This window comes from Geodermatophilus sp. SYSU D00079 (assembly GCF_054050635.1).
Genome location: NZ_JBJGZS010000024.1, coordinates 1 through 24,296, shown reverse-complemented (window position 1 = coordinate 24,296; position 24,296 = coordinate 1). Strand labels below are relative to the sequence as shown.

Genomic DNA, 24,296 nt, shown 5'->3' with positions numbered 1-24,296 from the left:
GTCAGCCCTCTTGCCGCGCTGCGCGGATCTGCTCGAGGTGCCGGTCAGCCCGCATGGCGTCCTGGAAGGCGGCTGACTGACGCCTGGTCGCCTCCGTCAGCTCCCGCGCGGCTGCCGCCAGCTCCGCCTCGGCGCGTGCGTGCCGCTGCTCCGCCGCCTGCACCGCCTCCATCGCCTCCGCCATGCGGGCGGACGCCTCCACCACGGCCGCCAGCGCGGCCGGACGGTCGTCCTCACCCGGCGTCAGCAGGTCCGCCACGGTCACCCCGTACACGTCCGCCAGCCCCGCCAGCTCGCCCAGCCGCAGCGGCCGCTTGCCCGCCTCGCAGTTGGACGCCGTGACCTGGGACCAGCCGTCGAAGCCTCGGGCCACCATCGCCTCCGCGACGGCCCGCTGGGACAGGCCCCGCGCGCTACGGACCGCCCGCAGCCGCTCGATGACCTGCCGCTCCACGTTCTCCACGGGGCTACCGGCCGCCCCGCTGCTGGTGTGCCGCCGTACCTGGCCCCGTGCGGTGCCCCTCAGCGCCTCCATAACAAGAGAATAGGCGTTTGAACGGTCACTTTCCATGTTCCTGCGTGATGAACCACGTACCGTCGCAGCAGGGGCCGCCCGCAACGCACCGCATCGGTAGGTGCCGGGCCGCACACCCGCGACGGCGTGGAGGCAGCGCCTTGACCAGCACCGAGAACACCTTCCTCAGCACCACCCAGCTCGCGACCGAGCTCGGGCTGACGCCGGGCACGCTGCGCAACTGGCGGGTCAACGGGCGCGGCCCGAAGGGCGCGCGGATCGGCGGCCACGTCCGCTACCGGCGCGCTGACATCGACGCCTGGATTGCCCAGCAGACCCAGAGGGACCCGCTGGTGGACCGCCACGAGCGGGCCAGCGAGGCCCGCAGCCGGAAGGCGGCCCGTAGGTGAACCGCCGCACGCCCACCGTCATGCCCGGCCGCCTGTCCACCAGTGAGCGCCTGGTACTGAGCCACCTGCGCGAGGTGACCCGTGCCCGCACCGGTGCCCGCGTGGACTTGGGCCACGTGGCCGCGTGCGTGTGCCTGCCCCGCGAGGTGGTGGCCGCTGCCGTGGACGCGCTCCTCGCCCGCCAAGCCCTCCACCAGCACGCAGACGGCCGGCTCGCGGTCCTCCCGATGCCCGACGGTGGTGGTGCGCTGTGACCCGGAATGGCGCGGCCCGGTCTCCGCTGCCAACGGAGGACCGGGCCAGTACCGAGAGGCGCACCGCCACCAAGCGAGCCGCCTCGTCTATCGACGGTACGGCAGCCGGTGACAGGACCGCCGCGCGTGCCGCCCTCACGGATGCCGTGCGCCTCCTCATCGAGCACCGCTACGAGTCGGGGCTCATGGGCCTGCTGGCGGACCAGGCCACCCGCCTCCACCCGGCCGTGGCCGCGGGCCACCTGGACCGCGTCGTCGTCCTGTCGTGCCTGACCGCTGCCGCTGCCGCCGGTGGGGTCAGCCAGCGCGCCGCAGACGGCGTGGTCCGCACCGAGCTGGACAGGGGGCGGGAGTGAGTCACGAGGCGACGAAGTGGATGTGGGACCACAGCCAGGCCAGGACGGCGACGTTCATGGCCGTGGCCGTGGCGCTGGCAGACCACGCCAACGAGCGCGGCTACGCCTGGCCCGCAGTCATCACCCTCGCAGCCAAGGCGCGGACGGACCTGGGGACGGTGCGGGACGCCCTGGCGCAGATGCAGCGGGACGGCGAGATCGTCCGCATACCCGCGTCCGAGCCGTTGCCGCACCCGGAGGACGAGGCGATGCGGCGGGGGGTCACCGCCTGGCTGCTGACGCTGCGGACCGGCGCGCCGAACGTCAGGGAGGCCAAGCGGGACGCGCTGCGCCGGAAGGAGGCCGACCGGCGCGTGTCGGACCGGAGGAAGGCGGCCGAGAAGCGTGCCGCTGCGGCAGCCGTGGCGGGCGACAGACCCGCCACGGATAGCGAGCCGTGGCGGGCGACAGACCCGCACCGTGGCGGGCGACAGACCCGCACCGTGGCGGGCGACAGCCCCGCGATAACCGTCAAGGGAACCGTCAGTGGAAGGGCCACCGCCGACGGCGCTGACCAGCCCGGCCAGCCAGGCACAGTCGTCGACGTGCCGACCGGGGTGACGCCGGTGTCACCCCGCCAGGACCCGCCGCAGCAGGACGCGCACGAGACCGAGGCCGACCTGCGCGCCCTGGTGCTGTCCCTGCCCTACGCCGGGCGCGGCAGCGCGGCCCGAACCCGCCTGGTCAGCGACAGCCGGGGCTTCCGCGCTTACCGGCTGCGGGACCTGCCAGCGGACGTGACGGACCGGCTGACCCTCTGCCCCGTCTGCGGCACCGAGGCCGGGCACCGGCTGAAGCGGTGGGACGAGCTCGGCTGCTGGCGCGGTGACCCCGAGGGAGCCCTGCGCCCCGACGATCCCGAGGTGGCGCTGCACGCCGCCGCCGGGCCGGTGGACCGTAGCGACCTCCTGGTGCTGGCGGTCCCGCCGCCCAGCCCCGAGGAGCTACGCGCCCAGGCCGACCGCCGCCTGGACCGCTGGGAGCAGGACACCGGCCAGCACCTCAACGGGCACCGGACCGCCTACGTGGACGCCTGGGCCGAACTGACCGGGGAGGGCGTCGCGGACGCCCTGCTATGCGAGGTGCTGTCCGGCCTGGGCCGGTACCTCCACGACAGGCGCGGCCCCACCTACCTGCGTGACCGAGCACGCCAGCGGACCAGCACCCGCCCCGCGCAGGAGGCACCCAAGCCCATGACCCTCGCCGACATCGAGGCCCGCCGCCAGGCCGAGTGGGCTCGCACCCAGGCCGCCCTGGGGCTGGCGCAGTGACCGACCGCTGCGAGCACTGCCTCCGCACGTTCGGCCCGGACCGGCCGCCCTCCCCGCTGGCCGAGTACTGCCAGCCGTGCCACGTCCGCCTGTACCGGCAGTTCTTCGGCGGCGTCCCCACCGTCCGCCTCGGGCCGGACGAGGACGACCGCGACGGGTACGCCCCCGCCTTCCCCCTCACCGCCACCGACGACCAGCCCGTCCTCGCCTGGCGCTGGTGGTACCTGGGCACCGAGACGCCGAACCGGGGCGTCCTGTCCTCCCCGTACCCGCGAGGCAAGCCGGCCGGATGGTGGACCAGTGGCAGCTTGCGCGGCCTATGCGACTGGCCCAGCGAGTACCGGCCGCACCCCTACACGTTCGACGCCCCCGCCGAAGACTGCTCCTGCGGGGTGCGCGGCTTCGCCCACCTGGACACCCTCCTCGCCTACGACCCGATGTATCTCGCCACCGTCCCGCACGCCGTCCTGGGCGTGGTGGAACTGACCGGGCGCATCCTGGGTCCGGGCGTCACCCCCAGCGCCATCCCGCCCTACGTGCTCCGGCAGGGGTACGGGTGGACCCGGACAGTGGCGTGCAGACCGCCGCGCGGCACCCTCCGCGCCGCCACCGGCCGCGTAGGCAGGCACCTGTGGGTCGGGCCCGCCATGCGCGAGCACGTGACCGCCCTCCGTACGTGGCACCCGTGGGTCACCGTCCACGAGCTGCCCGACGAGGCGGACCCCGCCGCGATGAGCGCCGCCGTGGCGGACCTGCCTGGGCTATGGCTGTGAGCGGGCACCGGGACACCGACAGCGGGACACGGGCACCGCAGCGCAGCGCAGCGCGCGAAGGCTGGCGAGGCACCGGCACCACGGCACCGGCACACCGGCACCAGGCCACGCACCCCACGCACCACCAGCAGCCGCGCGACGCAGACCACGGCTGCCCAACAGCAGTACCGAGCAGCCAGACACCGGCCAGGCCAGTCGCAGCCACCAGCCAGAACTCGAAGCAGCAGCGCAGCAGCCCACCGCTGTACGAACCGCCGGCTGAGTCAGCACCCCGCCGCACGATCCACAGAGACGGAGGCAGGGGGCGTGCAAAAAGTCAGGACCCCCCGGGGCCTGGCCCCGCGCCGGTCCGTCAGGCGTTCCCCCATTCGAGCGGAACTCACGAAAGAGCCAACGGATGCCCGATAGCAGCCCAACTCGCGCCAAGACCGCGGCCGAGCACAGCTCTCGCCAAGCTGGCGGCCGGAAGGAGCCCAGGAAGTGACGAGCACGTTGGTGGCTGTGGTGGGGTGGGTCTGATGCCGGCTCGTGTGGAGCGGGGCGGGGGCGGGCGGTGGCCGCAGGACTGGTCAAGGCGGAGGCCGTGGCCGTCTACGGAGCGCCGCAGCTCGGAGGCGGAGGTTGCCTACGCCGCCCTGGGGGATGCCCTGGCGCGGGTGGGCGGTCGCACGCCGTGCCGGGTCAGCGGTAGGCCGGACGACTGGTACGAGGACGGGACTCCGCCGGGGCGGGCTGCCGAGCTGTGCGCGGGCTGCCCGGTCGCCGCTGAGTGCCTGGCCGCTGCGTTGGCGGGCCGCGAGGTCTTTGGTGTGTGGGGCGGGATGGACCCGCAGATGCGCCGCCGCCTGCTGCGGCAACAGGGCTGCCGCGCGCCCGTCTCCCCGGTAGCGGTGGGGCAGTAGCGGGGGGCGGCTGGGGCCGCTGCCCGATTGGGCACGCTCGCTCGTCACGGTTGGCCGATCGCTGCATTGTGGTGATCGCAGCCGCCGCACCGCCGGGGCTGCCGCGCCGCCCCTGGTCCGCCGCCGAGCCCGGTAGGCCCGCCAGGGGGACGCACGGCCCCCAGGAGGGCCGCCGACCGTGGCACTTCCAGACCGCCATGCCGCCGCTGGCCGCATGGCCGCCCTGACCCGTAGCCGCAGCGCGGACGACCCGGTGATGGTGGCCGCCCGCCGAGACGTGGCTCTGGGCCGCGCTGCTGACGGCATCCGCCGGGTCGCCGCCCTGCTGCCGCTAGACACCACCCCCGCCGAGCGCGCCGAGCTGGCTGCGCTGCTGGGGGTGGACCGGTGACCGGCCGCCAGCCCCCGCCGGTCATCGGGGAGTGCGGGCACCAGATCACAGGCAGCACGGTCTACCGGCACCCGGACGGCCGCCGGTCCTGCCGCACCTGCCGTCGTCTGCGGCTGCTGGGTTGGACCGCTGCCACCCGCGCTGCCCGCCGCGCGGCCCGCGCCGCCCGTCATGTGGTGTCCCGGTGACCGCGCCGCGTCCCCACCCCGGCCCGTCCCCGGCCGTGGCACGGCCCGCCCGGCAGCCGGTCAGCCGCCGCGTGGCCCGGCCAGCCGAGGTCGCGGGGGTCTACTGCCTGGACCTCGGCGCGGGGGGAGTGCTCCTCAGTAGCCCGCTGGCCTGCCAGGACGTGCTGACCGCACTGGCAGGCGCGGTCCGCGATCAGCGGTCCACGGGGGTGCCGGTGCGGCCCGAGGTGCTGGACCTCATGGCCACCCTGTCCGCCCGCCTGGACGCGCTCCGGGCCGTCCCTGCCGCCCCGGACTGCCGCACCCGGCAAGCGTCTCTGCCGCCTGGCCCCGGCTCGGCATCGTGGGAGGCACCGGCGGAGCTGGTCACGGTCAGCGAAGCCGCCCGCCTGCTGGGGCTCAAGCCCCGGCGGGTGCGGGACTACCTGGCCGACGGTCGTCTGCCCGGCACCAAGCGGGGCGGGACGTGGCTGGTGGAGCTGTCCGCCGTCCTGGCGGCAGCGCAGAGCAGGAGGGAGCAGCAGTGACCACGATCCCCACGGTGGACGAGGTGGCCGCCTACGAGCGGGCCACCGATGCCGTCAACGCGTATGCGGCCGCGTTGACGGCCGACGACGAGGCCCGGCGGGCGAAGGTCCGCGCGGACGCGATGCGCGCCACGTACGGGCTGACCGACGACGACGCGGGACCTGCCCGAGCTGGCCGCGCAGCGGGCCGTGGAGCCGCTGTACCTGGCGGCCCGCGCGAAGGTGGGCCTGCCCACCACGGCCCCGGCCTACAGCCCGCCCCCGGCGGAGCGGTCCGGGGCTGAGGCCCGCGCCGAGGCGGAGCGGCTGGCCGCGCAGTACGCCGCCGCCCGTGCCCTGGCTGGGATGAACCGGTGAGCCGCCGGAAGGGGGAGGTCCGCGCGACGCCCACGTGCCGCCGCCTGGCCGCCGAGCTGGGCGTGAACCTGGTGGCCGTGAAGGGCACCGGGGAGGGCGGCCGGGTCCGGCTACAGGACGTGCGGGCCGCTGCGCAGCCGCAGACGGAGGCCGCGCAGCCACCCGCCCCCCGTCTGCGCCTGGTGCCGCCCGCGCCCCGGTCCCTGACCGTGGGCGGCCTCCCGGCCCAGGACCGCGCCATCGTCAACGAGAACGCGGGCGCGGCCGGCTCGTACGAGGCCCGCGAGGTCGCCGACGCCCGTGGGGTGGCGCTGCGCCGGGTGACCGGTACCGGCCCCCGCGGGGAGGTCACCGTGGCGGACGTGCGCGCCGCTGCGGACCTACAGGACGCGGAGCGGGCCGCCTGGCACGCCGCCGCCTCCCCCCAGGCGCAGCCCGAGCCCGAGCCGCGCATCGCCTTCACCGCGTCCGGGCTGCCCGTGTCCGTGCTGGCCCAGGTGCCCGCCCCGGTCCGCCGCGCGGTGGCCGCCGCCGCCACGCACGCCGAGGCGTACGCGCTGGTGCAGCGGTACCAGGGCAAGGCGGACACCGAGGCCCGCGCGCTGCTGGCGCAGGACCGGCAGGTGTCCGTCGACTACGGCGGCAGCGGCCCCACCCGGCGCAGCGTGCCCGGCTGGGAGTAGCCGCACGACCAGCCCTGGCGGGGTCCTGCCCTTTGGTGCTCGTCCCACCGAGGTGCCCGCCGGGGCGCACCGCCACCCGAGGGGGTGGGTCTCCTCCTTCTCCCCGCCCCTTCGGGTGGCACCCCGCCGCGCAGCGGCCACCAGCACCGTCCACCCGAGCAGCACCGTCACCACCGAGAGGACCGATCAGCGATGACCCGCCGGGGCCTGCGCAAGCGACTCGAGACAGCGAACCGGCTGACCGCAGCCCACGAGACCGGCCTGTCCGTGCCGCTGCTGGTCTGGCTGAGTGAGCACGGTCCGGCCACCGCCGATCAGGTGGCCGCCGCCCTGGGGGTGCCGTGGACGCGGGCCACGGTGGCCCTGAGCGCCTTGCACGTGGTGGGGCTGGTGACGCTGGACCGCGAGGGGGAGTCCGGGCCGGTGGTCTACGCCCTGCCCTTCGGGGTGCGCGTGGTCCTGTCCACCGGCGGGGTGCCCGCGTAACCCGTCATGTCGTCGGACCAGTGCGCTCCGACCTTAGTGATCAGCGCTGTCACGGCTCCGTCACGGGACGGAGCGCTCGTTGTAGGAGCCGAGTACGTTCCAGGACGCGCGGGTCCACTTCCGTTCTTGTCCTGGCTCGCGTCACTCCAGGGGGGTTCAGGCTTGACGCGCTACGGGTTCCGGCTGTTCGACGCGACCATCCGTCGATCCACCGAGGGCAGCAACGGGCGCAAGTACCACCCCATGGAGTCCTGCGGCACCGAGGACAACGCCGTGCACTACCGGCAGGTGGTGGCGCAGGTCTTGAACGGAATGGGGAAGCGCCTCCTCATCGGTGAGCCGAAGCTGAACGCTCCTGACGACGCCACCGAGGTGGACGAGGACGCGCCCATCCTGGACCGGCTGCGCGGCAAGGCCGCGTTCCGCCTGGAGTGGTCCGCCGTCAGCGGAAACATCGTCTACGGCCTGATCCGCAAGGGTGTGTACGGCTCGCACGACCTGGCGCTCGGTCCCGACCCGGATGCCGAGGACCTGCCCCTAGAGGGGTTCGCCCCGTCGTCCGGCTACCGGTTCATCCTCAACCTGCCCTCCACCGGCATGGTCGGGACACTCGCCGTCGAGGACATCGGCCGTAGCTGCCCAGCGGACCTGCTGGCCCGTTGGCTCCGTCACGAGAGCCAGGCCCTCGCCCGGGCGGAGATGACGAAGCGCAAGGCGGAGAACCCGGGTGCTGTCGTCGAGGAACGACCGTGGTGGAACCCCCTGTTCCGGCAGATGACCGACCCGGACCACCTCGACGAAATCCTGAAGTCGGGACAGTTCGGCGAGATACGCCTCGAGAAGCGCGGCTTCGACACTGCCCGGAGCCCCAAGGGCAACCTGCTCTACCGGGTCACCGCGCCCCACATCGCCGAGAGCAAGGTGGACGAGCTCCGGCAGGTCGTCGGTGGGTGGCTCAAGCGGGACGTCGCTGACGACAAGAAGGTCACGGACGCGGCGGGGGCCAAGCAGTTGGCGGCCCTGATCGACGACACAGACCTGGCCGAAATCGACTTCAGTGACGGCTACATCAAGCCCGACGAGGCCGGGACCCGGGCAATCAGCCCGAGCCGGCTCACGGACCTGTTCGTGTATCCGCAGACCAACGGTCCCTCGAACCGTCGTACCTCCGGCATAGATTTCTACCGGGCCGTGAAGACGGTGGCGCAGCGGCTCGGTGGCCGCGAGGATGCCAGCGCTGTGGGCTTGCAGTGGCCAACAGACTTGGACGTAGGGGAGGGGCGTTGACCTTCGACCGACTGCTCCCGACCGCCGTCATCCGCGCCCAGATCAAGGGTCTGACCAAGGGCGACACCTCGCGGTACGAGCCCGACTGGGTGGGCCGCGTGGCGGTGGCGCTGCCCCTGCTGCTCTTCATCCCCGCGCACTGCCTGGGGTGGAAGCTGGCCGCCCCTGACGCGCTCCTCGCTGGGGTGTCTCTCCTCGCGGGTGCGCTGGTCGGTTCCTTCGGCTTCATCGCCTCGCTGCGCCTGCGGCTGGTGGAGACGCAGGTGGGTTACAGCGAAGAGCCAGATGCCGCGCGGGACAGTCTGGACGAGAGCGTGGCGCACCTGCTCGCAGCCACACTGGCGTGTGTGCTGGACGGGGTGGCCCTTGTCATCGGCATGAACGTCTCGGTCAACGACCAGAACGACGTAGTGGGCTTCTGGGCTGCGGTGGCCGTCGCCTTGAGCGCCTACATCGCCGTCGTCTTCTACATGCTGGTGTCCCGGCTGTACGCGGCATACGTCCACGTCGCCCGGCCACGAGCCAACCTCGACGGGACGCTCCGAGGTCACCGCTAGTCGGTAGCCTCCACGACGGCGGCGTCCAGAGTTCGCGCCAGGACGCTGAGCGCGGCCAGGGCCTCCAGCGCTCGCTGCTCGTCCCACACCTCGGTGACGTTGTGCGTCGCTGGGTTCCGCAGCAGTGAGAACACCCCGCGGGCGAAGAACAGCGCGCCGGTCTGCAACGCCTCCTCGAACGGTCGTCCCGGTGTGGCCGGGACTCGTAGACGGGGCTTGCCAGGCGCAGGCGGCTTCTCGCTCAACGCCTCCGTCATGAGGGCGTCGTCGGCCACGTCCCAGCGATCCAGCTTGCTTTGCACCTTGAGGCTGAGGTTCCCGGCAGCGGCGGCTACAGCCTGCCGGTAGTGCTTGCTGGTCCACAGCGGGGCGGCCGTCTCCCAGACCCACGGATGGAATGTGTCAGCCCGAAGTTGGGGGGCCTGGGGTCCCAAGGCCTTCGCCAGCGGCTCGCGGTCGTTGAGATAGCCCTGGGCGCGCAGGACAGCCGCTCGATGTTCCTTGTAGGTGTCCTCGCTCGTCCCTCTGCGCGCGAGCATGCGCTGCCCACACGCCGTCACAAGCCGGCTGATCGTCGGCTGAGCTCTGATGATGTCGTCGGCGAGTTCGGTGCGGTCCTGCTCCTGGTCGTAGTTGTAGTAGTTGAGGTACCGGTCCCAAAGATCCAGGTAGGCCCCGAACCGCTGCTGCGCGAAGCTAGCGTCAACCCCCACACTCGCAGGTTAGTTCGCCCGTGCACGGGCTGTTACTCACGTGTCTCCGTACAGGTCTCGCTCGACGACTGACTCGCTGCCCCCGCTCCACCCCTGGCCGCCTTCCTGGCTGCCGCTGCAGACTCCAGGGCGGAGGTGACGCCGTGGAGTTCCTGCTGATCGCCGGGCTGTTCTGGTTGGTGTGGCTGGTGTGGCGGCATACCGGGCCGTCCACTTACCACCAGGCCAAGCAAGAGAGGTGGCGGCGGCAAGCGGGCGTCCGCCGCCGCAACGCCCTGGATGACGCCTGGGCGGAGGGCGAGCGGGACGCCGAGCGCCGGATACGGGAGAAGCGGCGGCAGGAGGTCCGCGACGAGATTGCCCGGCTGCGGGAGAAGCGCCGCCACCGATGACACAGTGGCCGGTGGTCGTCCGTGCTGTCTCTGCCAGGCCCTTTCCGAGCCGTGCGCGCTGCCCACACGCTGCCCACAGAACCCCGGTATGCGCAGTGACACGGCATGACGCCCTCGGGACGCCTCCTCGCAGGTCAGACCCGCCATACGTAGGGTCCGGCCACGTCAGCGCCGAGCGCCGGAACAGGCCCCACCTGTACCCGGCGTACAGGCCGACTCGTCCGTCGCCCCCGCCGACCTGGACCCGTGCGTCCAGCGGGGGCGACGGTCCGGACACAGTCTGCGACCCGCCGAGCACGGAGGTGTCGCCTGACCGATGAGCTGCCCGCGCCGCGCCGGTCTCTACGCCGGACACCGACTCACCGGAGGCTGACGCCGTGCGGAGACTGACCTTCGCCATGAACGTGACCCTGGACGGCTACGTCGCCGCGCCCGGCGACGACCTCGGGTGGAGCGTGCCGAGCGACGAGCTGTTCCAGTTCTGGTCCGACCGGGTGGCGGCGACCGGCCTGGCGCTGTACGGGCGCAGACTGTGGGAGGCGATGAGCTCCCACTGGCCGACCGCCGACCAGCAGCCCGGCGCCACCCCGGCGGAGATCGAGTACGCCCGCCGCTGGCGGGACATGCCGAAGGTGGTGTTCTCCTCCACGATCAGCGCGGTCGACGGGAACACCCGGCTGGTCACCGGCGACGCGGTCACCGAGATCACCCGGCTCAAGGCCGAGGACGGCGGCCCCATCGACATCGGCGGCGCCACACTCGCCGCAGCGGCGATGCGGGCAGGGCTGATCGACGAGTACGTGCTGGTCACCGCACCGGTGCTGGTGGGCAGCGGCACGCCGTTCTTCACGGCCCTGGACGACTGGGTGGACCTGACCCTGGTGGAGACCCGGACCTTCCCCGACGGCGTGGTCCTGACCAGGTACGAGACCAGGCACTGAGTGCCCGACGGTCCCTGACGCCCTCCAGCGGCCCGAGCGCGACGAGGGCGGCCCCGACACCGACGCGGTCGGGCTCAGGGACCGGCCAGCCACGCCAGCAGCCGGCCCCGCGACCAGCAGCGGCCGACCGCCTCGGCGTGCAGCGTCGGCCCGGCGCACACCGCCAGGCCGATCGTGCTGTGGCCGGAGGCGCGGCGGTCGCCGAGCGTCGGGATCGCCGGGGCGACCCCCACCCCCTCCGCGGACACCCACGCCACCGGCCGGCCGGCCGCGGCCTCGTCGAGACGGTGCAGGAAACGCAGGCGGCCCTCCAGCGGCAGGCGGGACAGCGCCCACGTCGTGGTGACGACGGGCAGCGCGTCCGCGGGCACACGGGCGACGGCGTCGGGCAGGCCCTCGACGGCGTCCCCCCGCAGCAGCAGCGGAGGGGCCGTCGCCACCACCGCCAGCCCCGCGTCGAGGAGCGCGGCCTCCTCGGGCCGGTCCGGCGCCACGCAGGCGCGCAACCACCGGGCGTCGTCGGGGTCGGCCGGGTCCACCGGCTCGGGGGCGACGCCGATCCGGGCCACGACCGGCGGCACCGTCCGGGCCGGGACGGGCCGGTCGCCCACGACCGACGCCGACAGCTGCACCGGGGACGACGGGTCGCCCAGCGTCTGCCCGGTGCTGTACGTGACGCCGACGCGGTCGAGGTGGAGGTCCAGCCCGGCCGACCAGCCCACCGCGACCAGCCCGACCGCGTCCGCGCCCACCCGGCGCGCCGCCTCGGCGACGGCCGGGTACAGGACGGCGCAGCGTGCGGTCTCGAGGGTCTGCGTCCTCCGGCGTCCGGCGGTGGCCACGACCGGGGCGGTCATCCGCAGCAGCGTGTCGACCGCCGCGCCGGCGGCGGCGTCGCCGTCCCCGGCGGCGTAGGCCGCGGCCAGCGCCGGGGCGCGTCCGGCGAGGACGAGGTCGTGCAGCGCGGCGAGGACCACCGCGGGGTGCCGCCCGCGCGCCGGCGCCGTCCCGATGGCGCGCAGCGCCTCGTCCGACCCGCCCAGGGCGACGGCGACGCGCTCGTACAGCGGCGAGGTGCCGGCGGCCTCGGCCTCGCCGAAGCGCCGGTACACCTCGGCGAGCGTGCGGGCCCTGGCCACGGGGCGGCGCTCCCTGCGATCGGTCGGCAACCGGCGTCACGAGGGATCGGCCGGACCACGGGGACGGGAGAGAAGGCACTCGATCTCCGTCCCACTCGAACGTATAGCGCACCCGGGGGCTTGTGGCAAGACCCGGGAGGGCCGCAGAATCGCCGGCCGAGGCCGGGATCGGCGGCACCGGGGCGAACCGGTGGCCGCGGTCGGCCCCAGATCGGAGCAGATGACGTGAGTCCGCTGACCACCAGCGTGTTCGACCTCCCCGAGGACCTCGCCGCCAAGGACGACCCGGCGCTGACCGCCCGCGACGAGCAGCACTTCGCCGCCATCGCCGCCAGCCTCGAGCAGTCGATCGCCGACCTGTCCGACCGCCTCGCCGCCGAGCGCCGGGCGCCCGGCGGCACCGGCCAGGAGGCGCTGGACCGGGACCTGGAGATCCACCGGCTGACCACCCGGCTGCGCACCCTGCGTCGCTACGGGCTGGACCTGTGCCTCGGGCACGTGGTCGGCGCCGACGACCCCGAGCCGGTGTACGTCGGGCGGCTGGGTCTGACCGACGGCTCGGGACGCCGGCTCCTGGTCGACTGGCGCTCGCCGGCCGCCGAGCCGTTCTTCGGCGCGACCCACGCCCACCCGATGGGCCTGGTCAGCCGCCGCCGGTACCGCTGGACCCGGGGCCGGATCACCGACTACTGGGACGAGGTCTTCACCCCGGACGGGTTCGAGGGGCACGCCGCCGCGCTCGACGACCAGTCCGCCTTCCTCGCCAGCCTGGGCGGCAGCCGGTCGGACCGGATGCGCGACGTGCTCGGGACCATCCAGGCCGACCAGGACGCGGTCATCCGGGCGGGGTCCGGCGGCGCGCTCGTCGTCGACGGCGGTCCCGGCACGGGGAAGACCGTCGTCGCCCTGCACCGCACCGCCTACCTGCTGTACTCCGACTCCCGCCTCGGCCACCGCCGCGGCGGCGTGCTGTTCGTCGGTCCGCACCAGCCCTACCTGGCCTACGTCTCCGACGTCCTCCCGAGCCTCGGGGAGGAGGGGGTGCAGGTCTGCACCCTGCGCGACCTCGTCCCGGAGGGCGCGACCGCCGGGACCGAGCACGACCCGCACGTGGCCGCGGTGAAGTCGTCGACGGCCCTGGTGTCGGCGATCGAGGCGGCGGTGCGGTTCTACGAGGAACCGCCCACCACGGGCACGTGGGTCGAGACCCCGTGGTCCGAGGTCTGGCTGGGGCCCGAGGACTGGGCCGAGGCGTTCGAGACGCCGGACCCCGGCACGCCGCACAACGAGGCGCGCGACCAGGTCTGGGACGCACTCGTCGCGATCCTCGTGGACAAGCACGGGGACGACGACGAGGACGCCGCGCCGGAGCTCGTGCGCCGGTCGCTGGCGCGGGACAGGGAGCTGGTCGCGGCCTTCGACCGCGCGTGGCCGCTGCTCGAGGCGACCGACGTCGTCGCCGACCTGTGGTCGGTGCCCGCCTACCTGCGCCGGTGCGCCCCGGAGCTCAGCCGCGAGGACGTCCGGGCCCTGCAGCGCGACGACCCCCGGGCCTGGACGGTGTCGGACCTGCCGCTGCTGGACGCGGCGCGGCAGCGGCTCGGCGACCCGGGGACCTCGCGGCGCCGGCGGCGGCAGGAGGCCGCTGCCGCCGCCGAGCGCGAGCGCATGGCCGACGTCATCGACGAGCTGATCGCGACCGACGACTCCGAGCTGCTGCTGATGACCAGCCTGCGCCACTCCGACCTCCGGGAGGCCCTGGTCGACGAGGCCGCGCTGCCCACCGCGGATCCGGACCTGCTGGCCGGCCCGTTCGCGCACGTCGTGGTCGACGAGGCGCAGGAGCTGACCGACGCGGAGTGGCAGATGCTGCTGCTGCGCTGCCCGTCGCGCAGCCTCACCATCGTCGGCGACCGCGCCCAGGCCCGGCACGGGTTCCCCGGGTCGTGGGAGGAACGGCTGCGGCGGATCGGGCTCGACGACGTCCGCCTGGCCACCCTCACCGTCAACTACCGGACGCCGGCCGAGGTCATGGCGGCGGCCGAGCCGGTCATCCGCGCGGTGCTCCCCGACGCCAACGTGCCGACGTCCATCCGCACCAGCGGCGTCCCCGTCGTGCACGCCCCGGTGGCGGAGCTGGAGTCGATCCTCGACACGTGGCTCGCCGCGCACGCCGAGGGGGTCGCCTGCGTCATCGGCGCCCCGGCGTCCCCGGCCCGGTACCGCCCGCGGCCCCGCGTCCGGTCGCTGACCCCGGAGCTGTCGAAGGGCCTCGAGTTCGACCTGGTCGTGCTCGTCGACCCGGAGGCCTTCGGCACGGGCACCGAGGGGGCGGTCGACCGCTACGTGGCGATGACCCGGGCGACCCAGCAGCTGGTCGTCCTCACCAGCGCCTGACCCCGGCAGCCCGCGAGGCCGTGTGGTGACGGCCCGAGCCGGGCAGATCAGGTCCGCCCTGCCCGCTGCCCACGCGGGACCGCCGGGTGACACGGAGGACGAGCCATGCAGCCTGACCCGCGACCGGGAGAGGACGACGTCGGACGCGACGACGCGCAGGCGCTGTCGCGTGCCACGGGAGGTGGCGCCGGCGACGAGCCGGACGCGGACGGCACGACGGGGACGGGGGAGTCCGCGACCTTCGTCGGGCGCGTGGCCGGTCAGGACGTCGGCTACGAGGGCGAGACCGGCGCGGAGAGACGGGCGGCCGCGCAGGAGGAGGACTGAACGGCCCGCCGGCCGCCGGGCATCACGTGGACGACCCACCCGGCCGGGCGCCGTCGAACCAGGTGACCCGGTCGGGCCGGGCGGTGAACGGGTTCGCCCACTCCGACGGCGTGCCGGTGATCGGCTGGGCGTCGGTGACGACCACGAACGGCGTGCCCGGGTAGACGGCGAGGACGCGGGACGTCGACGTGAGGGTCTCGGTGCGCTCGATGAGCTCGCCGCGGCGCAGCTGCTGCGTGGTCCGCCGCCCGCGGAGCTCCTCCCCGACCTCGGCCACCCACTCGGCGCCGTCCTGGGTGAAGGCGATCGCCTGCACGCGGCGGCCGGGCGGGGCGGGCTCGCACCCGGCGAACTCGGCGAGGGCGTCGTAGAGCCGCTCCGCCTGCTCGTCGTCGCTCGCCCGGGGGAGGAAGAAGGCAGCCATGCCCCGATCCTGCCCGCGGGCACCGACACCCCGCCGCTGCCGGGGTGGGCCCGCGGCGCTCACTCCCGGTGGAAGCAGCAGCGCAGACCGGTCTGCACGCGGCTGCGCAGCTCGGCACCGATCACCGCGTCGGCCGCCTCCAGCCGGTCCAGGGCGCGGTGGACCGCCTTGGTCACCGCGATGCGGGCCCGTTCGGAGCTGTCGGTGAAGTGGCGCACCCGCCCGGACAGCCCGGCCGCGGCCCGCAGCTCGGTGAGCAGCCAGTCCCGCTCCGCGCGGGCCCGCGCCGCGCGCTCCGGGTCGTTCGCGGCGTCGTGCTCGTCGATCTCCGCCTGCAGCTCCGCCAGGCGGCGGCGGTAGTCCCGCGCGGCCGCCTCGTCCAGCCGCGGTTGTCTCGACCCGACCGCCCGCGCGGGGTCCGGCGCGCCGGCCGGCAGCGCTCCCTGGGCGAGCTCGATGGCCGGGATCTCCTGCCCCGCGTGGGCGATCAACGTGCCCAGGTACCGCATCCCGACACTGTCGTCGACGACCGCGGTGCGGGATCCCAGCCGCACCTCCCACGTCCGCCCCCGCCGCCGGCACCGGGGCACGTCGGGGACGCGAGCGCCGGGTGGGACGCCGACCGGGGGCAGGACCATGCCGAGGGACGCGGCCTCGGCGGCCGCGGCGGCCAGGTCGGCGTCGGCCGACGCGCCGTCGCCCGGGCGTGCCCGGCGGCGGCGCGCCTCGCCCAGGCGGTGCCGGGACAGGACGGCGGCCGGCCAGTGCCCGAGCGCCTCGTTGGCCCGGACCGCGGCCTCCAGGTGCGTGACCGCGCGATCCAGGTCCCCGACGGTGAGGGAGGCCACGCCCAGTGCGTGGTGCGTGGAGCCGAAGCAGGCCACGGCGAGGCTGGCCATCATGGGCAGCTCGGCGAAGGGCAGCAGGAGGGCGTACGCCTCGGCGGAGGTCGGCACGTCGTCCAGCAGGTGGGCGGTCTCCACCACGCCGTTCATGGCCACGAGCCAGCTGCTCGAGTGCACCACCGTGGACAGGCCGCGACCGCACAGCCGGCCCAGCGCGCAGCGCGCCTGCCGCTGGTCGCCGGCGGTCGCGGCGGCCGCCGCCAGCCCGGCGAAGAAGGCGTTGTCGGCCGCACTCAGCGTCGGTGAGTGCACCACGTCCGCGAGCACCGGCACCAGCTCGGCACTGCGTCCCTGGAACCAGCGGATGGCGGCCAGCTGGGCGCCGTACCAGCCCAGGGCGTCGGCGTCCCCCGCCGTGGCGCCCCGCTCGGCACAGTCGGCGGCGAGGGCCTCGGCCTCGTCGAAGCGGCCGTCGCGGATGCGCAGCATGACGTGGCAGGCGGCGGCGATGAAGCCGACGGCCCGGTGGTCCTGGTCGGCCAGGGCGGCGTCGAGCTCGGCCAGCGACCGCTCGGCCTGCGGGTCGGCGACCAGGAAGAGGTCGACCGTGCGCCAGAGCAGGCCCATGAGGACGTCGCCGCGACGACCGGTCCGGGCGCCGGCGCGCAGGAGCTCGTCGGCCAGCGCGATCCGCCGCCTGGCGTGCTCCGGCCCCAGCAGGCAGTGGTGTGCGGTGCTGAGCGCCTCGGCCAGCGCGAGCGGGTCGTCCGCCGCACGGGCCTCGTCCAGCGCGGCCAGCACCGCGGCGTGCCCGCCGCCGCGGTAGTCCGCCTCACCGGCGAGCCGCACGCGCAGCCGCAGACCCACCGGGGAGCGCGGGTCGACCCCACGCAGGGCCTCGCGCTGGCGCGCCTCGACCTCGGCGGCGTCCGTGGCGGCCCGGCGCTCGTGCACCCACAGGCCGCCGAGCCCGACCGCCGCCAGGGCCGTCTCCTCGGGCCGCTCCTGGGCCCGTGCCGCCCGGTACGCCGCGTCGAACCACCGCCGACCGGCGAGCAGGCACCCGTCCACGTGCAGCGCCTCCTCCCCGAGGCGCAGCAGGTCGGGGACGTCCGCGCCCAGGGGCTCGGTCGGCTCCGCGGCGTCGGGGGCCCCGATGCGGATCGAGCCAGCACACGTGGTCACGCAGCCTCCCGGTCCTCCGGTGACGACCCTTCCTGGAGACGGAGGCGACGGTCCGTGCCGCTGATACGGCCGACGGCGCGCACCGGCCGTCCCGGTGGAACGGCGTGGAACGGGACGTCACGCCGTACCGGGTGGAACCCCCGTTCCCGCCGGGCGGCCGAGCCCGGCGCGACTCCGAGTCCCTCACGAGAGGCACCGACATGACCGCTCTCCCCGCCCCCGTCCTGATCTGGCAGTTCGGCGGCAAGCCGGGCAACCTGACCGCTCAGAACTCGTACACGGCGCACAGCGGCTACAACCTGTTCTGCCAGCCGAAGGGCGCCTTCCTCACGTACGGGGAGCAGCCGGCGGGGATCAACCTCGCGTTCACGACCAACCCGCAGGAGCGGAAGGTGCACCTCCGGTTGCCCGACGGCCAGGAGCGGGAGGTCCTGACCGGTGAGCCGGTCTCCTTCGGCATCGGCGGCGGCGACGCCTTCCTGCACTACGCCGAGCGCACCGCCGGCATCAACCTGAAGTGGAGCGGGTCGCCCCGGCCGGAGTGGCTCGTCTGGGGGGCGACGGGCGAACCGGGCCGCCCCATCCCGACGGGCACGCCGGTCGCCCTGCTGAACGTCAACGTCAAGCCGGCGGCGGACTTCCTCGTGCACCTGGACCGCCACCCCGGGGTCGCCGACGTCGGCTGGACGACCAGTCCGAACTGGTGGGGCTCCCTCGGGAAGCCGCTCGCCGGTCTGGTGGCCGAGCTCGTGCTGTGAGCCGGACCCGCGACCGGCCCGGGGCGGATCCCCCGGGCCGGTCGCGGATGGCCGGTGCGGCGTCGGGTCGGGCCGCCGCTCGGTGACGACGCGACGGTGCCCCGGCGCCGCCGGGTGCGCCGTCGCCGTGGCGGTGTCACCGTCGGGCATGCGCACGCGCGGACCGCTGCTGGGCTCGGCGCTCGTCGTCCTGGTCCTGTGCGGCTGCAGCGGCGAGGCGACCGACCCGGCCGCCGGCGCCGCCCCGGCGACGGCCGCGCCCGACCCCGCTCCACCCGATCCGGCCCCACCCGATCCGGCCCCACCGGACCCGGCCCCGGACCCGGCCCCGGACCCGGGGCCGGTCGAGGCGGCCGACTCGGAGGAGGCCGCGCGCGAGGCCGCCGTCACCGTGTCGCCGGTGGTGGCGGCCTGCGCCGACGTGGTGGACGCGTTGACCGCCGCGGTGGCCCGCTACGAGGTGGAGGCGCTGTCGGAGGGCGCCGGTGGTGGGGACCGGACGGCCGCGGCCGCGGACATGCGCACCGCCTGGCAGCGGGCCCAGGACGCCGCGGCCCGGGGTGGCGCCGGGCTGCCCGGGGCGGCGGCGCCCGCACTCGCCGCGGTCACCGCCCTGCACGACGGCCTCGCCACCCGCGAGACCCTCGACGAGAGCGACGCCGACCCGTGGCGCGACGCCCGCGAGACGCTGCAGGCCTGGTGCCGCGGGCAGGGCTAGGCGCGTGCCGGGCGGGGTGGGCCGCCACCGACGCCGAGCTGCACGGCCGGCTGCGGCGCGCACCGTCGCGCCGCAGCCGGACCGGCGACGCCGCTACGGTCCGCGGGGTGACACCACCGCGGAACCGCCCGCCCGGCACCGCCGACGAACGCACCCAGCTGGTGGCCTGGCTGGACCTGCAGCGCGCGGTGGTGCACCACAAGTGCGAGGGGCTGTCCGACGACGACGCCCACCGCGCCCTGCTGCCCACGTCACCGCGCATGACCGTCGCCGGGCTGGTCGGCCACCTGCGCTGGGTGGAGCACTGCTGGTTCGAGGTGCTCTTCCTCGACCGCCCCGCCGACGGCAACCCGCAGTTCGGCGACGACGCCTCGGCCGACTACGACGTCGGGGACACCCCGCTGGCGCAGCTGCTGGACGAGTACGCGCGGCAGTGCGCCGCCTCCGACGCGATCACCGCCGCGGCCGACCTGGACGTCCGCGGCCGCAACACCCGGTACGGCGCCGACGCGCTGACCCTGCGGTGGATCCTGCTGCACATGGTCGAGGAGGTCGCCCGCCACGTCGGGCACCTGGACCTGCTGCGGGAGCAGCTCGACGGCGTCCGGAGCTACTACTGAGCGGTCAGCCGCCCACGGTCCCGGTGACGGCGGCCAGCCAGAGCGCGACGGCGGAGGCGCCGGGGTCGGGGTGCCCCACCGCCCGCGCCCCGAGGTAGCTGGACCGGCCGAGCCGGGCCTCGACGTCGGCGGTCGCCCGGGTGCCCTCCTGCGCCGCGGCCACGGCGGCCTCCAGCGCCGCCCGCACGCCCGAGCCGTCGGCCAGGCCGCGGGCCAGGGCGTCGGCGGCGGGCCGCAGGGCGTCGACCATGGTGCGGTCACCGGGCTGCGCGCCGCCGATCTCCTGCACGCCGTCCACGGCCGCGGTGAACGCCGCCGACCACCCGGCCGCGTCGACGGCGCCGTCGTCGGGCAGCGCGGCGGCGGCGCGCATCAGCATCGCCGCGTACAGCGGCCCCGACGTCCCGCCGACCGAGCGGCGGACCGTGGCCGAGGCCGCCCGCAGCACCGCGGCGGGCCCGTCCTGACCCGGGTAGCCGGCGACGTCCGCGAGGAGCTGCCGAGCGCCGCGGGCCAGGCTGGTGCCCAGGTCGCCGTCCCCGACCTGCCGGTCGAGGTCGGTGAGCTCCTGCTCGGCGTCGAGCAGGCAGCCGGCCGCCGCCTCCAGCGCCCGGCGCAGCGGGTCCCCGGCGGCCAGCTCCCCGCTGGCGGCCGGGTCGTCGGCGCCGGACACCTCGACGGTGCCGGGCGCGGCCGGCGGGGTGCCGCCGTGCGCCGACCACGCCGGCGCGGTGGTCGGGGCGTCGAGCGCGGCCAGGACGTCGTCGTCGACCGGCAGCAGGCTCAGCGAGCAGCCGGCCATGTCCAGCGCGGTGAGGAAGCTGCCCACCCAGACCCGCTCCACGACCAGGCCGCGGCGGCGCAGGTCCGCCAGCGCCGCGCGGGCCACCACGTCGAGCTCGAGGGGCGGGGTCGCGCCGAGCCCGTTCACCAGCAGGGCGACGCGGGTGCCCGTCCCGTGGCCGCCGTCGGCGACGATGCGGTCGAGCAGCCCGGCGGCGATCTCGTCGGCCGGTCGGGCGGGGGTGCGCTCGACCCCGGCCTCGCCGTGGATGCCCAGCCCCCACTCGATCTCGTCCTCGCCCAGCGTGAACGACGGCCGGTCCGCGCCCGGCACGGTGCACGGCGACAGGGCGACCCCCATGGTCCGGACGGCGTCGGCGGCCGCACGCGCCCGGGCGGCGACCTCCGCCAGCGGCAGGCCGGCCTCGGCCGCGGCGCCGGCGACCTTGTGCACCAGGACGGTGCCGGCGATCCCGCGCCGCCCGGCGCCCCCGCCGGCGGCCAGGGCCACGTCGTCGGCGACCACGACCACCTCGACCGGCGTGCCCTCGGCCCGGGCCAGCTCCGCGGCCAGCCCGAAGTTCAGCCGGTCCCCGGTGTAGTTCTTGACCACCAGCAGCACCCCGGCCGGTGACGCCACGGCCCGGACGGCGGCCAGGACGGCGTCCACGGACGGGGAGGTGAACACCTCGCCCGCGACCGCCGCGGTGAGCATCCCGGCGCCGACGTAGCCGGCGTGCGCGGGCTCGTGGCCGGCGCCGCCGCCGGAGACCACCGCGACCCGCCCCGCGTCCCGGACCGCCGAGACGTCGCTGCGCACCGCCGTCGTCCAGCCCGCGAGGCGGGACGTGCCGGCGACCGCGCCGGTCAGCCCGTCGAGGGCCTCGGCGACGACGCTGCCGGGCTCGTTGATCAGCTTGGTCATGGGATGGTCTCCTCGACGGGCTCGGGGTGGGGAGGGCACGGACACGACAGGGAGGGGGGCCGGGGTGGGCGGTCTGCAGCCGCACCGGGAGAAGCTGCCGGTGACCATCGACCGCGAGGCGTACACCCCTGCCTACCTGTCCCTGGTGGCCAACGCCCTGTCATGGGGCTCGACGTTCCAGTACATGCGCCGCTTCGGCGTGGGGGTCAACGACTGGCGGATCGTCTCCGCGCTCGGCAACCACCCCGGTGCGACCGCCGGCGCGGTCTGCACCGTGCTCGGCCTGAACAAGTCGGTGGTCTCCCGCAGCGTGGCCGGGCTGGCCGGGCGCGGCCTCGTGACCATCGAGCGGGTCGACGGCCAGCGGCGCCTCTACCTGACCGCGGAGGGCGTCGCCCTGCACGACCAGCTGCTGCCCCTGGCGCTGGAGCGGGAACGCCGGATGCTGCGCGGCTTCAGCGAGGAGGAGGTGGGCCTGCTGCGGGACTTCCTGCGCCGCATGCACGACAACCTCTCCGAGGCGGCCGGCCCGGGGGAGGGGGAGGACCCCGCCTCCGACGCCTCCCCGGGGCCGGCACCGCACCCCTGAGCGGCCGGGGGCCACGGGCATCGGTCCTCCTCGCGGGGTCGGGTCGGACGTCGGGAGTTGACATAGCAACTCGCGCTCGCCGCAAGCTTGACAAGGCGCGACCGGGACTGTCCACTACGCCGAGTTGATATAGCAACTCGTAATCCCGGTCACGCCCCTGGAGCCCCGTCATGACCAGCACCACCGGACGCCCCGTCGTGGACGTCGACCCGTTCAGCAGGGAGTCGCTGGCCGATCCCCTGCGCGTCGACGCGCTCATCCGGGAGACCGCGCCCGTCGTGTGGCTGCCCGCCCACGAGGTGTGGGCCACCGGCCGGCACGACCTGGTCGAGCAGGTGTTCAAGGACTGGGAGCGGTTCACCTCCACCGCCGGCACCGGCGTCACCAACACCCGCCGGGCGGAGAACTGGCGGGAGCCCAGCGTGCTCCTCGAGGCCGACCCCCCCGACCACACCCCGCGCCGGGCGGTCATGACACGGGCCCTCGGGCCGGCCGCCGTCCGCCGGCTGCGCGCGGACTTCGCCGCCACCGCCGAGCGGCTGGTCGACGAGGTGCTCCAGCGCGGGGAGTTCGACGCCGCCATCGACCTCGCCCAGGCGTTCCCCCTCACCGTGCTGCCCGACGCGGTCGGGTTCGTGCCCGAGGGGCGCAGGCACCTGCTGCCGTACTCGAACCTCAACTTCCAGGCGATGGGCCCGCGCAACGAGCTCTACGAGGAGGCCGTCGAGCTGGCGGGGGACTCACCGGCCTACGTGGCCTGGCAGATGCGGCGGGAGGCGCTGCGCCCCGACGGGCTGGCGGCCGACATCTTCGCCGCCGCCGACAGCGGGGAGATCTCCGAGCACGAGGCGTCGATGATGGTCCGCTCGATCCTGTCCGCGGGCGTCGACACCACGATCTTCGGCATCGGCCTGACGCTGCGCGCGCTGATCGAGAACCCCGACCAGTGGCAGCTGCTGCGGGAGACGCCCACGCTGGCCCGCTTCGCCTTCGACGAGGGCCTCCGCCACACCGCCCCCAGCCCGATCATCGGGCGGACGACGAACGTCCCGGTCGAGCTCGGCGGCATCGAGCTGGGCGCCGACGAGAAGGTGCTGCTCTTCCTCGGCGCGGCCAACCGCGACCCGCGACGGTGGGAGGACCCCGACGAGTTCCGGATCACCCGCCGCGCGACCGGCCACCTCGCCTTCGGCACCGGCGTCCACGGCTGCGTCGGCTCGCTCATCGCCCGGCTGGAGGCCGAGTGCCTGCTCACCGCGCTGGCCCGCCGCGTCGAGCGCCTCGAGCTCACCGGCGAGCCCGAGCTGATCGCCAACAACTGGCTGCGCGGACTGCGGTCGCTGCCCGTCCGCGCCCACGCCGCCTGACCGACCCGCGCACCACCCGACCCCTCGTCGACCAACGGAGGACGACATGAGAACCCCCACGCGCACGCTGCTGGCCGGCCTGGCCGCCGCGACGCTCACCCTGTCCGCCTGCGGGGGCGGTGACGACGACGCCGCCGGCAGCGCCGCGACCACGGGCGCCGGCGAGCTGCAGACGGTCACCGTCGGCGTCGTCCCGGTGGTCGACGTCGCCTCGCTCTACGTCGGGGAGGCCCAGGGCTTCTTCGCCGACCGCGGCATCGAGCTCGACATCCAGTTCGGCACCGGCGGCGCCGCCCTCGTCCCCGGCCTGATGAACGACTCCTACGACTTCGTCTACGCCAACGTGGTCACGCTGCTGCAGGCGCGGGACGAGGGCCTGCCGCTGTCGGCCGTGGCCGAGGGCGGCCGGTCCACCGGTGAGGAGGGCGCCGACCACGGCGGGGTCCTGGTGCCCGAGGCCAGCGACATCCAGGACGCCGGTGACCTCGCCGGCCGCCGCGTCGCGGTCAACGCGCTGCTCGGCCTGCACGAGCTCACCACCCGCGCGGCGGTCGAGGCGGCCGGCGCCGACCCGGACTCGGTGTCGTTCGTCGAGCTGCCGCTGCAGGACATGGCCGGTGCCATGGCCGCCGGCCAGGTCGACGCGATCGCCACCAGCGAGCCCTTCCTCGGGGTGGCCAAGGCCCAGGGCAACCGCCTGGTCGCGTCCCAGTTCGTGGAGACCGACCCGGACTTCATCACCGCGCTGTACGTGACCACCGACCGGAAGACGCAGCAGGACCCCGAGCTGGTCGAGGCCTTCACCGCCGCGGTCGAGGAGTCCATGGAGTACGCGGCCGGGCACGACGACGAGGTCCGCGCCGAGCTGCCGAACTTCACGCAGATCGACCCGGCGCTCATCCCGACCATGGTGCTGACCCGGTTCAGCAGCGACCTGCCCCGCGAGCCGCTGGAGCGGGTGGCCGACGTCGCGGAGCGCAACGGCGTCCTGGAGGACGGCGCCACCGCACTGGACGGGCTCCTGGCGTACCACGAGCAGGGCTGAGCACCTCCCGGGGGGGGGGGGGGGGGGGGGGGGGGGGGGGGGGGGGGGGGGGGGGGGGGGGGGGGGGGGGGGGGGGGGGGGGGGGGGGGGGGGGGGGGGGGGGGGGGGGGGGGGGGGGGGGGGGGGGGGGGGG

The 24,296-nt window shown here is 75.3% G+C and carries 29 protein-coding genes; 23 read left to right on the top strand and 6 right to left on the bottom strand.

The features are described 5' to 3' along the window. Position 1: 1 nt before the first annotated feature. On the bottom strand, positions 2-535 hold the full coding sequence (locus tag ACI79E_RS17470; protein WP_456933834.1) for a helix-turn-helix domain-containing protein: 534 nt from the start codon (positions 533-535) through the stop codon (positions 2-4). Between the two features lie 140 nt (positions 536-675). On the opposite strand from ACI79E_RS17470, the gene ACI79E_RS17465 reads away from it, so the two are divergent. The 13 genes from ACI79E_RS17465 to ACI79E_RS17405 all read left to right on the top strand — a co-directional run bounded on the left by ACI79E_RS17465 (position 676) and on the right by ACI79E_RS17405 (position 8,995). Further along, positions 676-924: a helix-turn-helix transcriptional regulator gene (locus tag ACI79E_RS17465; RefSeq protein WP_456933833.1), complete on the top strand. Its 249-nt coding sequence runs from the start codon at positions 676-678 to the stop codon at positions 922-924. Then, positions 921-1,178: a hypothetical protein gene (locus ACI79E_RS17460; RefSeq protein WP_456933832.1), complete on the top strand. Its 258-nt coding sequence runs from the start codon at positions 921-923 to the stop codon at positions 1,176-1,178. Before ACI79E_RS17465 ends, ACI79E_RS17460 begins: the two co-directional genes overlap by 4 nt. A 146-nt stretch (positions 1,179-1,324) precedes the next feature. Next, positions 1,325-1,534: a hypothetical protein gene (locus tag ACI79E_RS17455; RefSeq protein WP_456933831.1), complete on the top strand. Its 210-nt coding sequence runs from the start codon at positions 1,325-1,327 to the stop codon at positions 1,532-1,534. Positions 1,535-2,118: 584 nt separating this feature from the next. Continuing rightward, positions 2,119-2,844: a hypothetical protein gene (locus ACI79E_RS17450; RefSeq protein WP_456933830.1), complete on the top strand. Its 726-nt coding sequence runs from the start codon at positions 2,119-2,121 to the stop codon at positions 2,842-2,844. After that, a complete protein-coding gene (locus tag ACI79E_RS17445; protein ID WP_456933829.1) occupies positions 2,841-3,617 on the top strand; it encodes a hypothetical protein in 777 nt (258 codons plus the stop codon). The genes ACI79E_RS17450 and ACI79E_RS17445 overlap by 4 nt, the downstream gene beginning before the upstream one ends. Continuing rightward, positions 3,608-4,519 (top strand): WhiB family transcriptional regulator, encoded by a 912-nt coding sequence (locus tag ACI79E_RS17440; RefSeq protein WP_456933828.1) that lies wholly within the window; start codon positions 3,608-3,610, stop codon positions 4,517-4,519. Before ACI79E_RS17445 ends, ACI79E_RS17440 begins: the two co-directional genes overlap by 10 nt. 178 nt (positions 4,520-4,697) lie before the next feature. Beyond that, positions 4,698-4,910, top strand: coding sequence for a hypothetical protein (locus tag ACI79E_RS17435; protein WP_456933827.1), 213 nt, complete (start codon positions 4,698-4,700; stop codon positions 4,908-4,910). Between the two features lie 223 nt (positions 4,911-5,133). Beyond that, positions 5,134-5,625, top strand: a complete 492-nt coding sequence (locus tag ACI79E_RS17430) for a helix-turn-helix domain-containing protein (RefSeq protein WP_456933826.1) — start codon at positions 5,134-5,136, stop codon at positions 5,623-5,625. Between the two features lie 189 nt (positions 5,626-5,814). Further along, positions 5,815-5,982, top strand: coding sequence for a hypothetical protein (locus ACI79E_RS17425; RefSeq protein ID WP_456933825.1), 168 nt, complete (start codon positions 5,815-5,817; stop codon positions 5,980-5,982). Further along, positions 5,979-6,665, top strand: a complete 687-nt coding sequence (locus ACI79E_RS17420; RefSeq protein ID WP_456933824.1) for an E3 binding domain-containing protein — start codon at positions 5,979-5,981, stop codon at positions 6,663-6,665. Before ACI79E_RS17425 ends, ACI79E_RS17420 begins: the two co-directional genes overlap by 4 nt. 192 nt (positions 6,666-6,857) lie before the next feature. Beyond that, positions 6,858-7,151, top strand: coding sequence for a hypothetical protein (locus ACI79E_RS17415; protein WP_456933823.1), 294 nt, complete (start codon positions 6,858-6,860; stop codon positions 7,149-7,151). 162 nt (positions 7,152-7,313) lie between these two features. Next, positions 7,314-8,438 carry a hypothetical protein gene (locus ACI79E_RS17410; RefSeq protein ID WP_456933822.1) on the top strand — a complete coding sequence of 375 codons (1,125 nt, stop codon included), beginning with the start codon at positions 7,314-7,316 and terminating at the stop codon, positions 8,436-8,438. Then, complete coding sequence (locus ACI79E_RS17405) at positions 8,435-8,995, top strand: hypothetical protein (RefSeq protein ID WP_456933821.1); 561 nt, start codon at positions 8,435-8,437, stop codon at positions 8,993-8,995. Before ACI79E_RS17410 ends, ACI79E_RS17405 begins: the two co-directional genes overlap by 4 nt. On the opposite strand, the gene ACI79E_RS17400 is transcribed toward ACI79E_RS17405, so the two are convergent. Then, the gene (locus ACI79E_RS17400; protein WP_456933820.1) at positions 8,992-9,708 is read right to left on the bottom strand and encodes a TIGR02391 family protein; all 717 of its coding nucleotides are present in this window, start codon (positions 9,706-9,708) and stop codon (positions 8,992-8,994) included. The two genes, ACI79E_RS17405 and ACI79E_RS17400, sit on opposite strands and share 4 nt — an antisense overlap. Positions 9,709-9,851: 143 nt before the next feature. On the opposite strand from ACI79E_RS17400, the gene ACI79E_RS17395 reads away from it, so the two are divergent. After that, positions 9,852-10,100 carry a hypothetical protein gene (locus ACI79E_RS17395; RefSeq protein ID WP_456933819.1) on the top strand — a complete coding sequence of 83 codons (249 nt, stop codon included), beginning with the start codon at positions 9,852-9,854 and terminating at the stop codon, positions 10,098-10,100. Between the two features lie 377 nt (positions 10,101-10,477). After that, on the top strand, positions 10,478-11,041 hold the full coding sequence (locus ACI79E_RS17390; RefSeq protein ID WP_456933818.1) for a dihydrofolate reductase family protein: 564 nt from the start codon (positions 10,478-10,480) through the stop codon (positions 11,039-11,041). A gap of 74 nt (positions 11,042-11,115) precedes the next feature. Here the strand turns inward: ACI79E_RS17390 and ACI79E_RS17385 are convergent, their stop codons facing one another. After that, the gene (locus ACI79E_RS17385) at positions 11,116-12,180 is read right to left on the bottom strand and encodes a DUF2332 domain-containing protein (RefSeq protein WP_456933817.1); all 1,065 of its coding nucleotides are present in this window, start codon (positions 12,178-12,180) and stop codon (positions 11,116-11,118) included. Between the two features lie 225 nt (positions 12,181-12,405). Here ACI79E_RS17385 and helR point away from each other — a divergent pair, with 225 nt between their 5' ends. Together helR and ACI79E_RS17375 are read left to right on the top strand one after the other, a co-directional pair. Then, positions 12,406-14,577, top strand: a complete 2,172-nt coding sequence (gene helR, locus ACI79E_RS17380) for an RNA polymerase recycling motor ATPase HelR (protein ID WP_456933816.1) — start codon at positions 12,406-12,408, stop codon at positions 14,575-14,577. A 105-nt stretch (positions 14,578-14,682) separates the two neighbouring features. After that, positions 14,683-14,904 carry a hypothetical protein gene (locus tag ACI79E_RS17375; protein WP_456933815.1) on the top strand — a complete coding sequence of 74 codons (222 nt, stop codon included), beginning with the start codon at positions 14,683-14,685 and terminating at the stop codon, positions 14,902-14,904. 22 nt (positions 14,905-14,926) lie between these two features. Here the strand turns inward: ACI79E_RS17375 and ACI79E_RS17370 are convergent, their stop codons facing one another. Beyond that, positions 14,927-15,328, bottom strand: coding sequence for a hypothetical protein (locus tag ACI79E_RS17370; protein WP_456933814.1), 402 nt, complete (start codon positions 15,326-15,328; stop codon positions 14,927-14,929). 59 nt (positions 15,329-15,387) lie between these two features. Then, a complete protein-coding gene (locus ACI79E_RS17365; RefSeq protein ID WP_456933813.1) occupies positions 15,388-17,358 on the bottom strand; it encodes a hypothetical protein in 1,971 nt (656 codons plus the stop codon). A 200-nt stretch (positions 17,359-17,558) separates the two neighbouring features. Here ACI79E_RS17365 and ACI79E_RS17360 point away from each other — a divergent pair, with 200 nt between their 5' ends. The 3 genes from ACI79E_RS17360 (at position 17,559) to ACI79E_RS17350 (ending at position 19,454) form a co-directional block, all read left to right on the top strand. Continuing rightward, positions 17,559-18,116 (top strand): hypothetical protein, encoded by a 558-nt coding sequence (locus ACI79E_RS17360; RefSeq protein ID WP_456933812.1) that lies wholly within the window; start codon positions 17,559-17,561, stop codon positions 18,114-18,116. Positions 18,117-18,264: 148 nt separating this feature from the next. After that, complete coding sequence (locus ACI79E_RS17355; RefSeq protein WP_456933811.1) at positions 18,265-18,834, top strand: hypothetical protein; 570 nt, start codon at positions 18,265-18,267, stop codon at positions 18,832-18,834. A gap of 107 nt (positions 18,835-18,941) precedes the next feature. Further along, entirely contained in the window at positions 18,942-19,454 is a 513-nt protein-coding gene (locus ACI79E_RS17350) for a DinB family protein (protein WP_456933810.1), read from the top strand. 4 nt (positions 19,455-19,458) lie between these two features. On the opposite strand, the gene dhaL is transcribed toward ACI79E_RS17350, so the two are convergent. Then, positions 19,459-21,162 carry a dihydroxyacetone kinase subunit DhaL gene (gene dhaL / locus ACI79E_RS17345; protein WP_456933809.1) on the bottom strand — a complete coding sequence of 568 codons (1,704 nt, stop codon included), beginning with the start codon at positions 21,160-21,162 and terminating at the stop codon, positions 19,459-19,461. A 64-nt stretch (positions 21,163-21,226) separates the two neighbouring features. Between dhaL and ACI79E_RS17340 the strand changes: the two genes are divergently transcribed. The 3 genes from ACI79E_RS17340 to ACI79E_RS17330 all read left to right on the top strand — a co-directional run bounded on the left by ACI79E_RS17340 (position 21,227) and on the right by ACI79E_RS17330 (position 24,163). Further along, positions 21,227-21,751, top strand: a complete 525-nt coding sequence (locus ACI79E_RS17340) for a MarR family winged helix-turn-helix transcriptional regulator (protein WP_456933808.1) — start codon at positions 21,227-21,229, stop codon at positions 21,749-21,751. Positions 21,752-21,921: 170 nt separating this feature from the next. Then, positions 21,922-23,118 (top strand): cytochrome P450, encoded by a 1,197-nt coding sequence (locus tag ACI79E_RS17335; RefSeq protein WP_456933807.1) that lies wholly within the window; start codon positions 21,922-21,924, stop codon positions 23,116-23,118. 46 nt (positions 23,119-23,164) lie between these two features. Beyond that, the gene (locus ACI79E_RS17330) at positions 23,165-24,163 is read left to right on the top strand and encodes an ABC transporter substrate-binding protein (protein WP_456933806.1); all 999 of its coding nucleotides are present in this window, start codon (positions 23,165-23,167) and stop codon (positions 24,161-24,163) included. Positions 24,164-24,296: the final 133 nt, after the last annotated feature.

Excerpts from the sequence above, each read along its gene's own strand:
- ACI79E_RS17470 (WP_456933834.1), bottom strand. The coding sequence starts at position 535 with ATGGAGGCGCTGAGGGGCACCGCACGGGGCCAGGTACGGCGGCACACC.
- ACI79E_RS17440 (WP_456933828.1), top strand. The coding sequence starts at position 3,608 with ATGGCTGTGAGCGGGCACCGGGACACCGACAGCGGGACACGGGCACCG.
- ACI79E_RS17415 (WP_456933823.1), top strand. The coding sequence starts at position 6,858 with ATGACCCGCCGGGGCCTGCGCAAGCGACTCGAGACAGCGAACCGGCTG.
- ACI79E_RS17375 (WP_456933815.1), top strand. The coding sequence starts at position 14,683 with ATGCAGCCTGACCCGCGACCGGGAGAGGACGACGTCGGACGCGACGAC.
- ACI79E_RS17370 (WP_456933814.1), bottom strand. The coding sequence starts at position 15,328 with ATGGCTGCCTTCTTCCTCCCCCGGGCGAGCGACGACGAGCAGGCGGAG.
- ACI79E_RS17360 (WP_456933812.1), top strand. The coding sequence starts at position 17,559 with ATGACCGCTCTCCCCGCCCCCGTCCTGATCTGGCAGTTCGGCGGCAAG.
- ACI79E_RS17355 (WP_456933811.1), top strand. The coding sequence starts at position 18,265 with ATGCGCACGCGCGGACCGCTGCTGGGCTCGGCGCTCGTCGTCCTGGTC.
- dhaL (WP_456933809.1), bottom strand. The coding sequence starts at position 21,162 with ATGACCAAGCTGATCAACGAGCCCGGCAGCGTCGTCGCCGAGGCCCTC.
- ACI79E_RS17335 (WP_456933807.1), top strand. The coding sequence starts at position 21,922 with ATGACCAGCACCACCGGACGCCCCGTCGTGGACGTCGACCCGTTCAGC.
- ACI79E_RS17330 (WP_456933806.1), top strand. The coding sequence starts at position 23,165 with ATGAGAACCCCCACGCGCACGCTGCTGGCCGGCCTGGCCGCCGCGACG.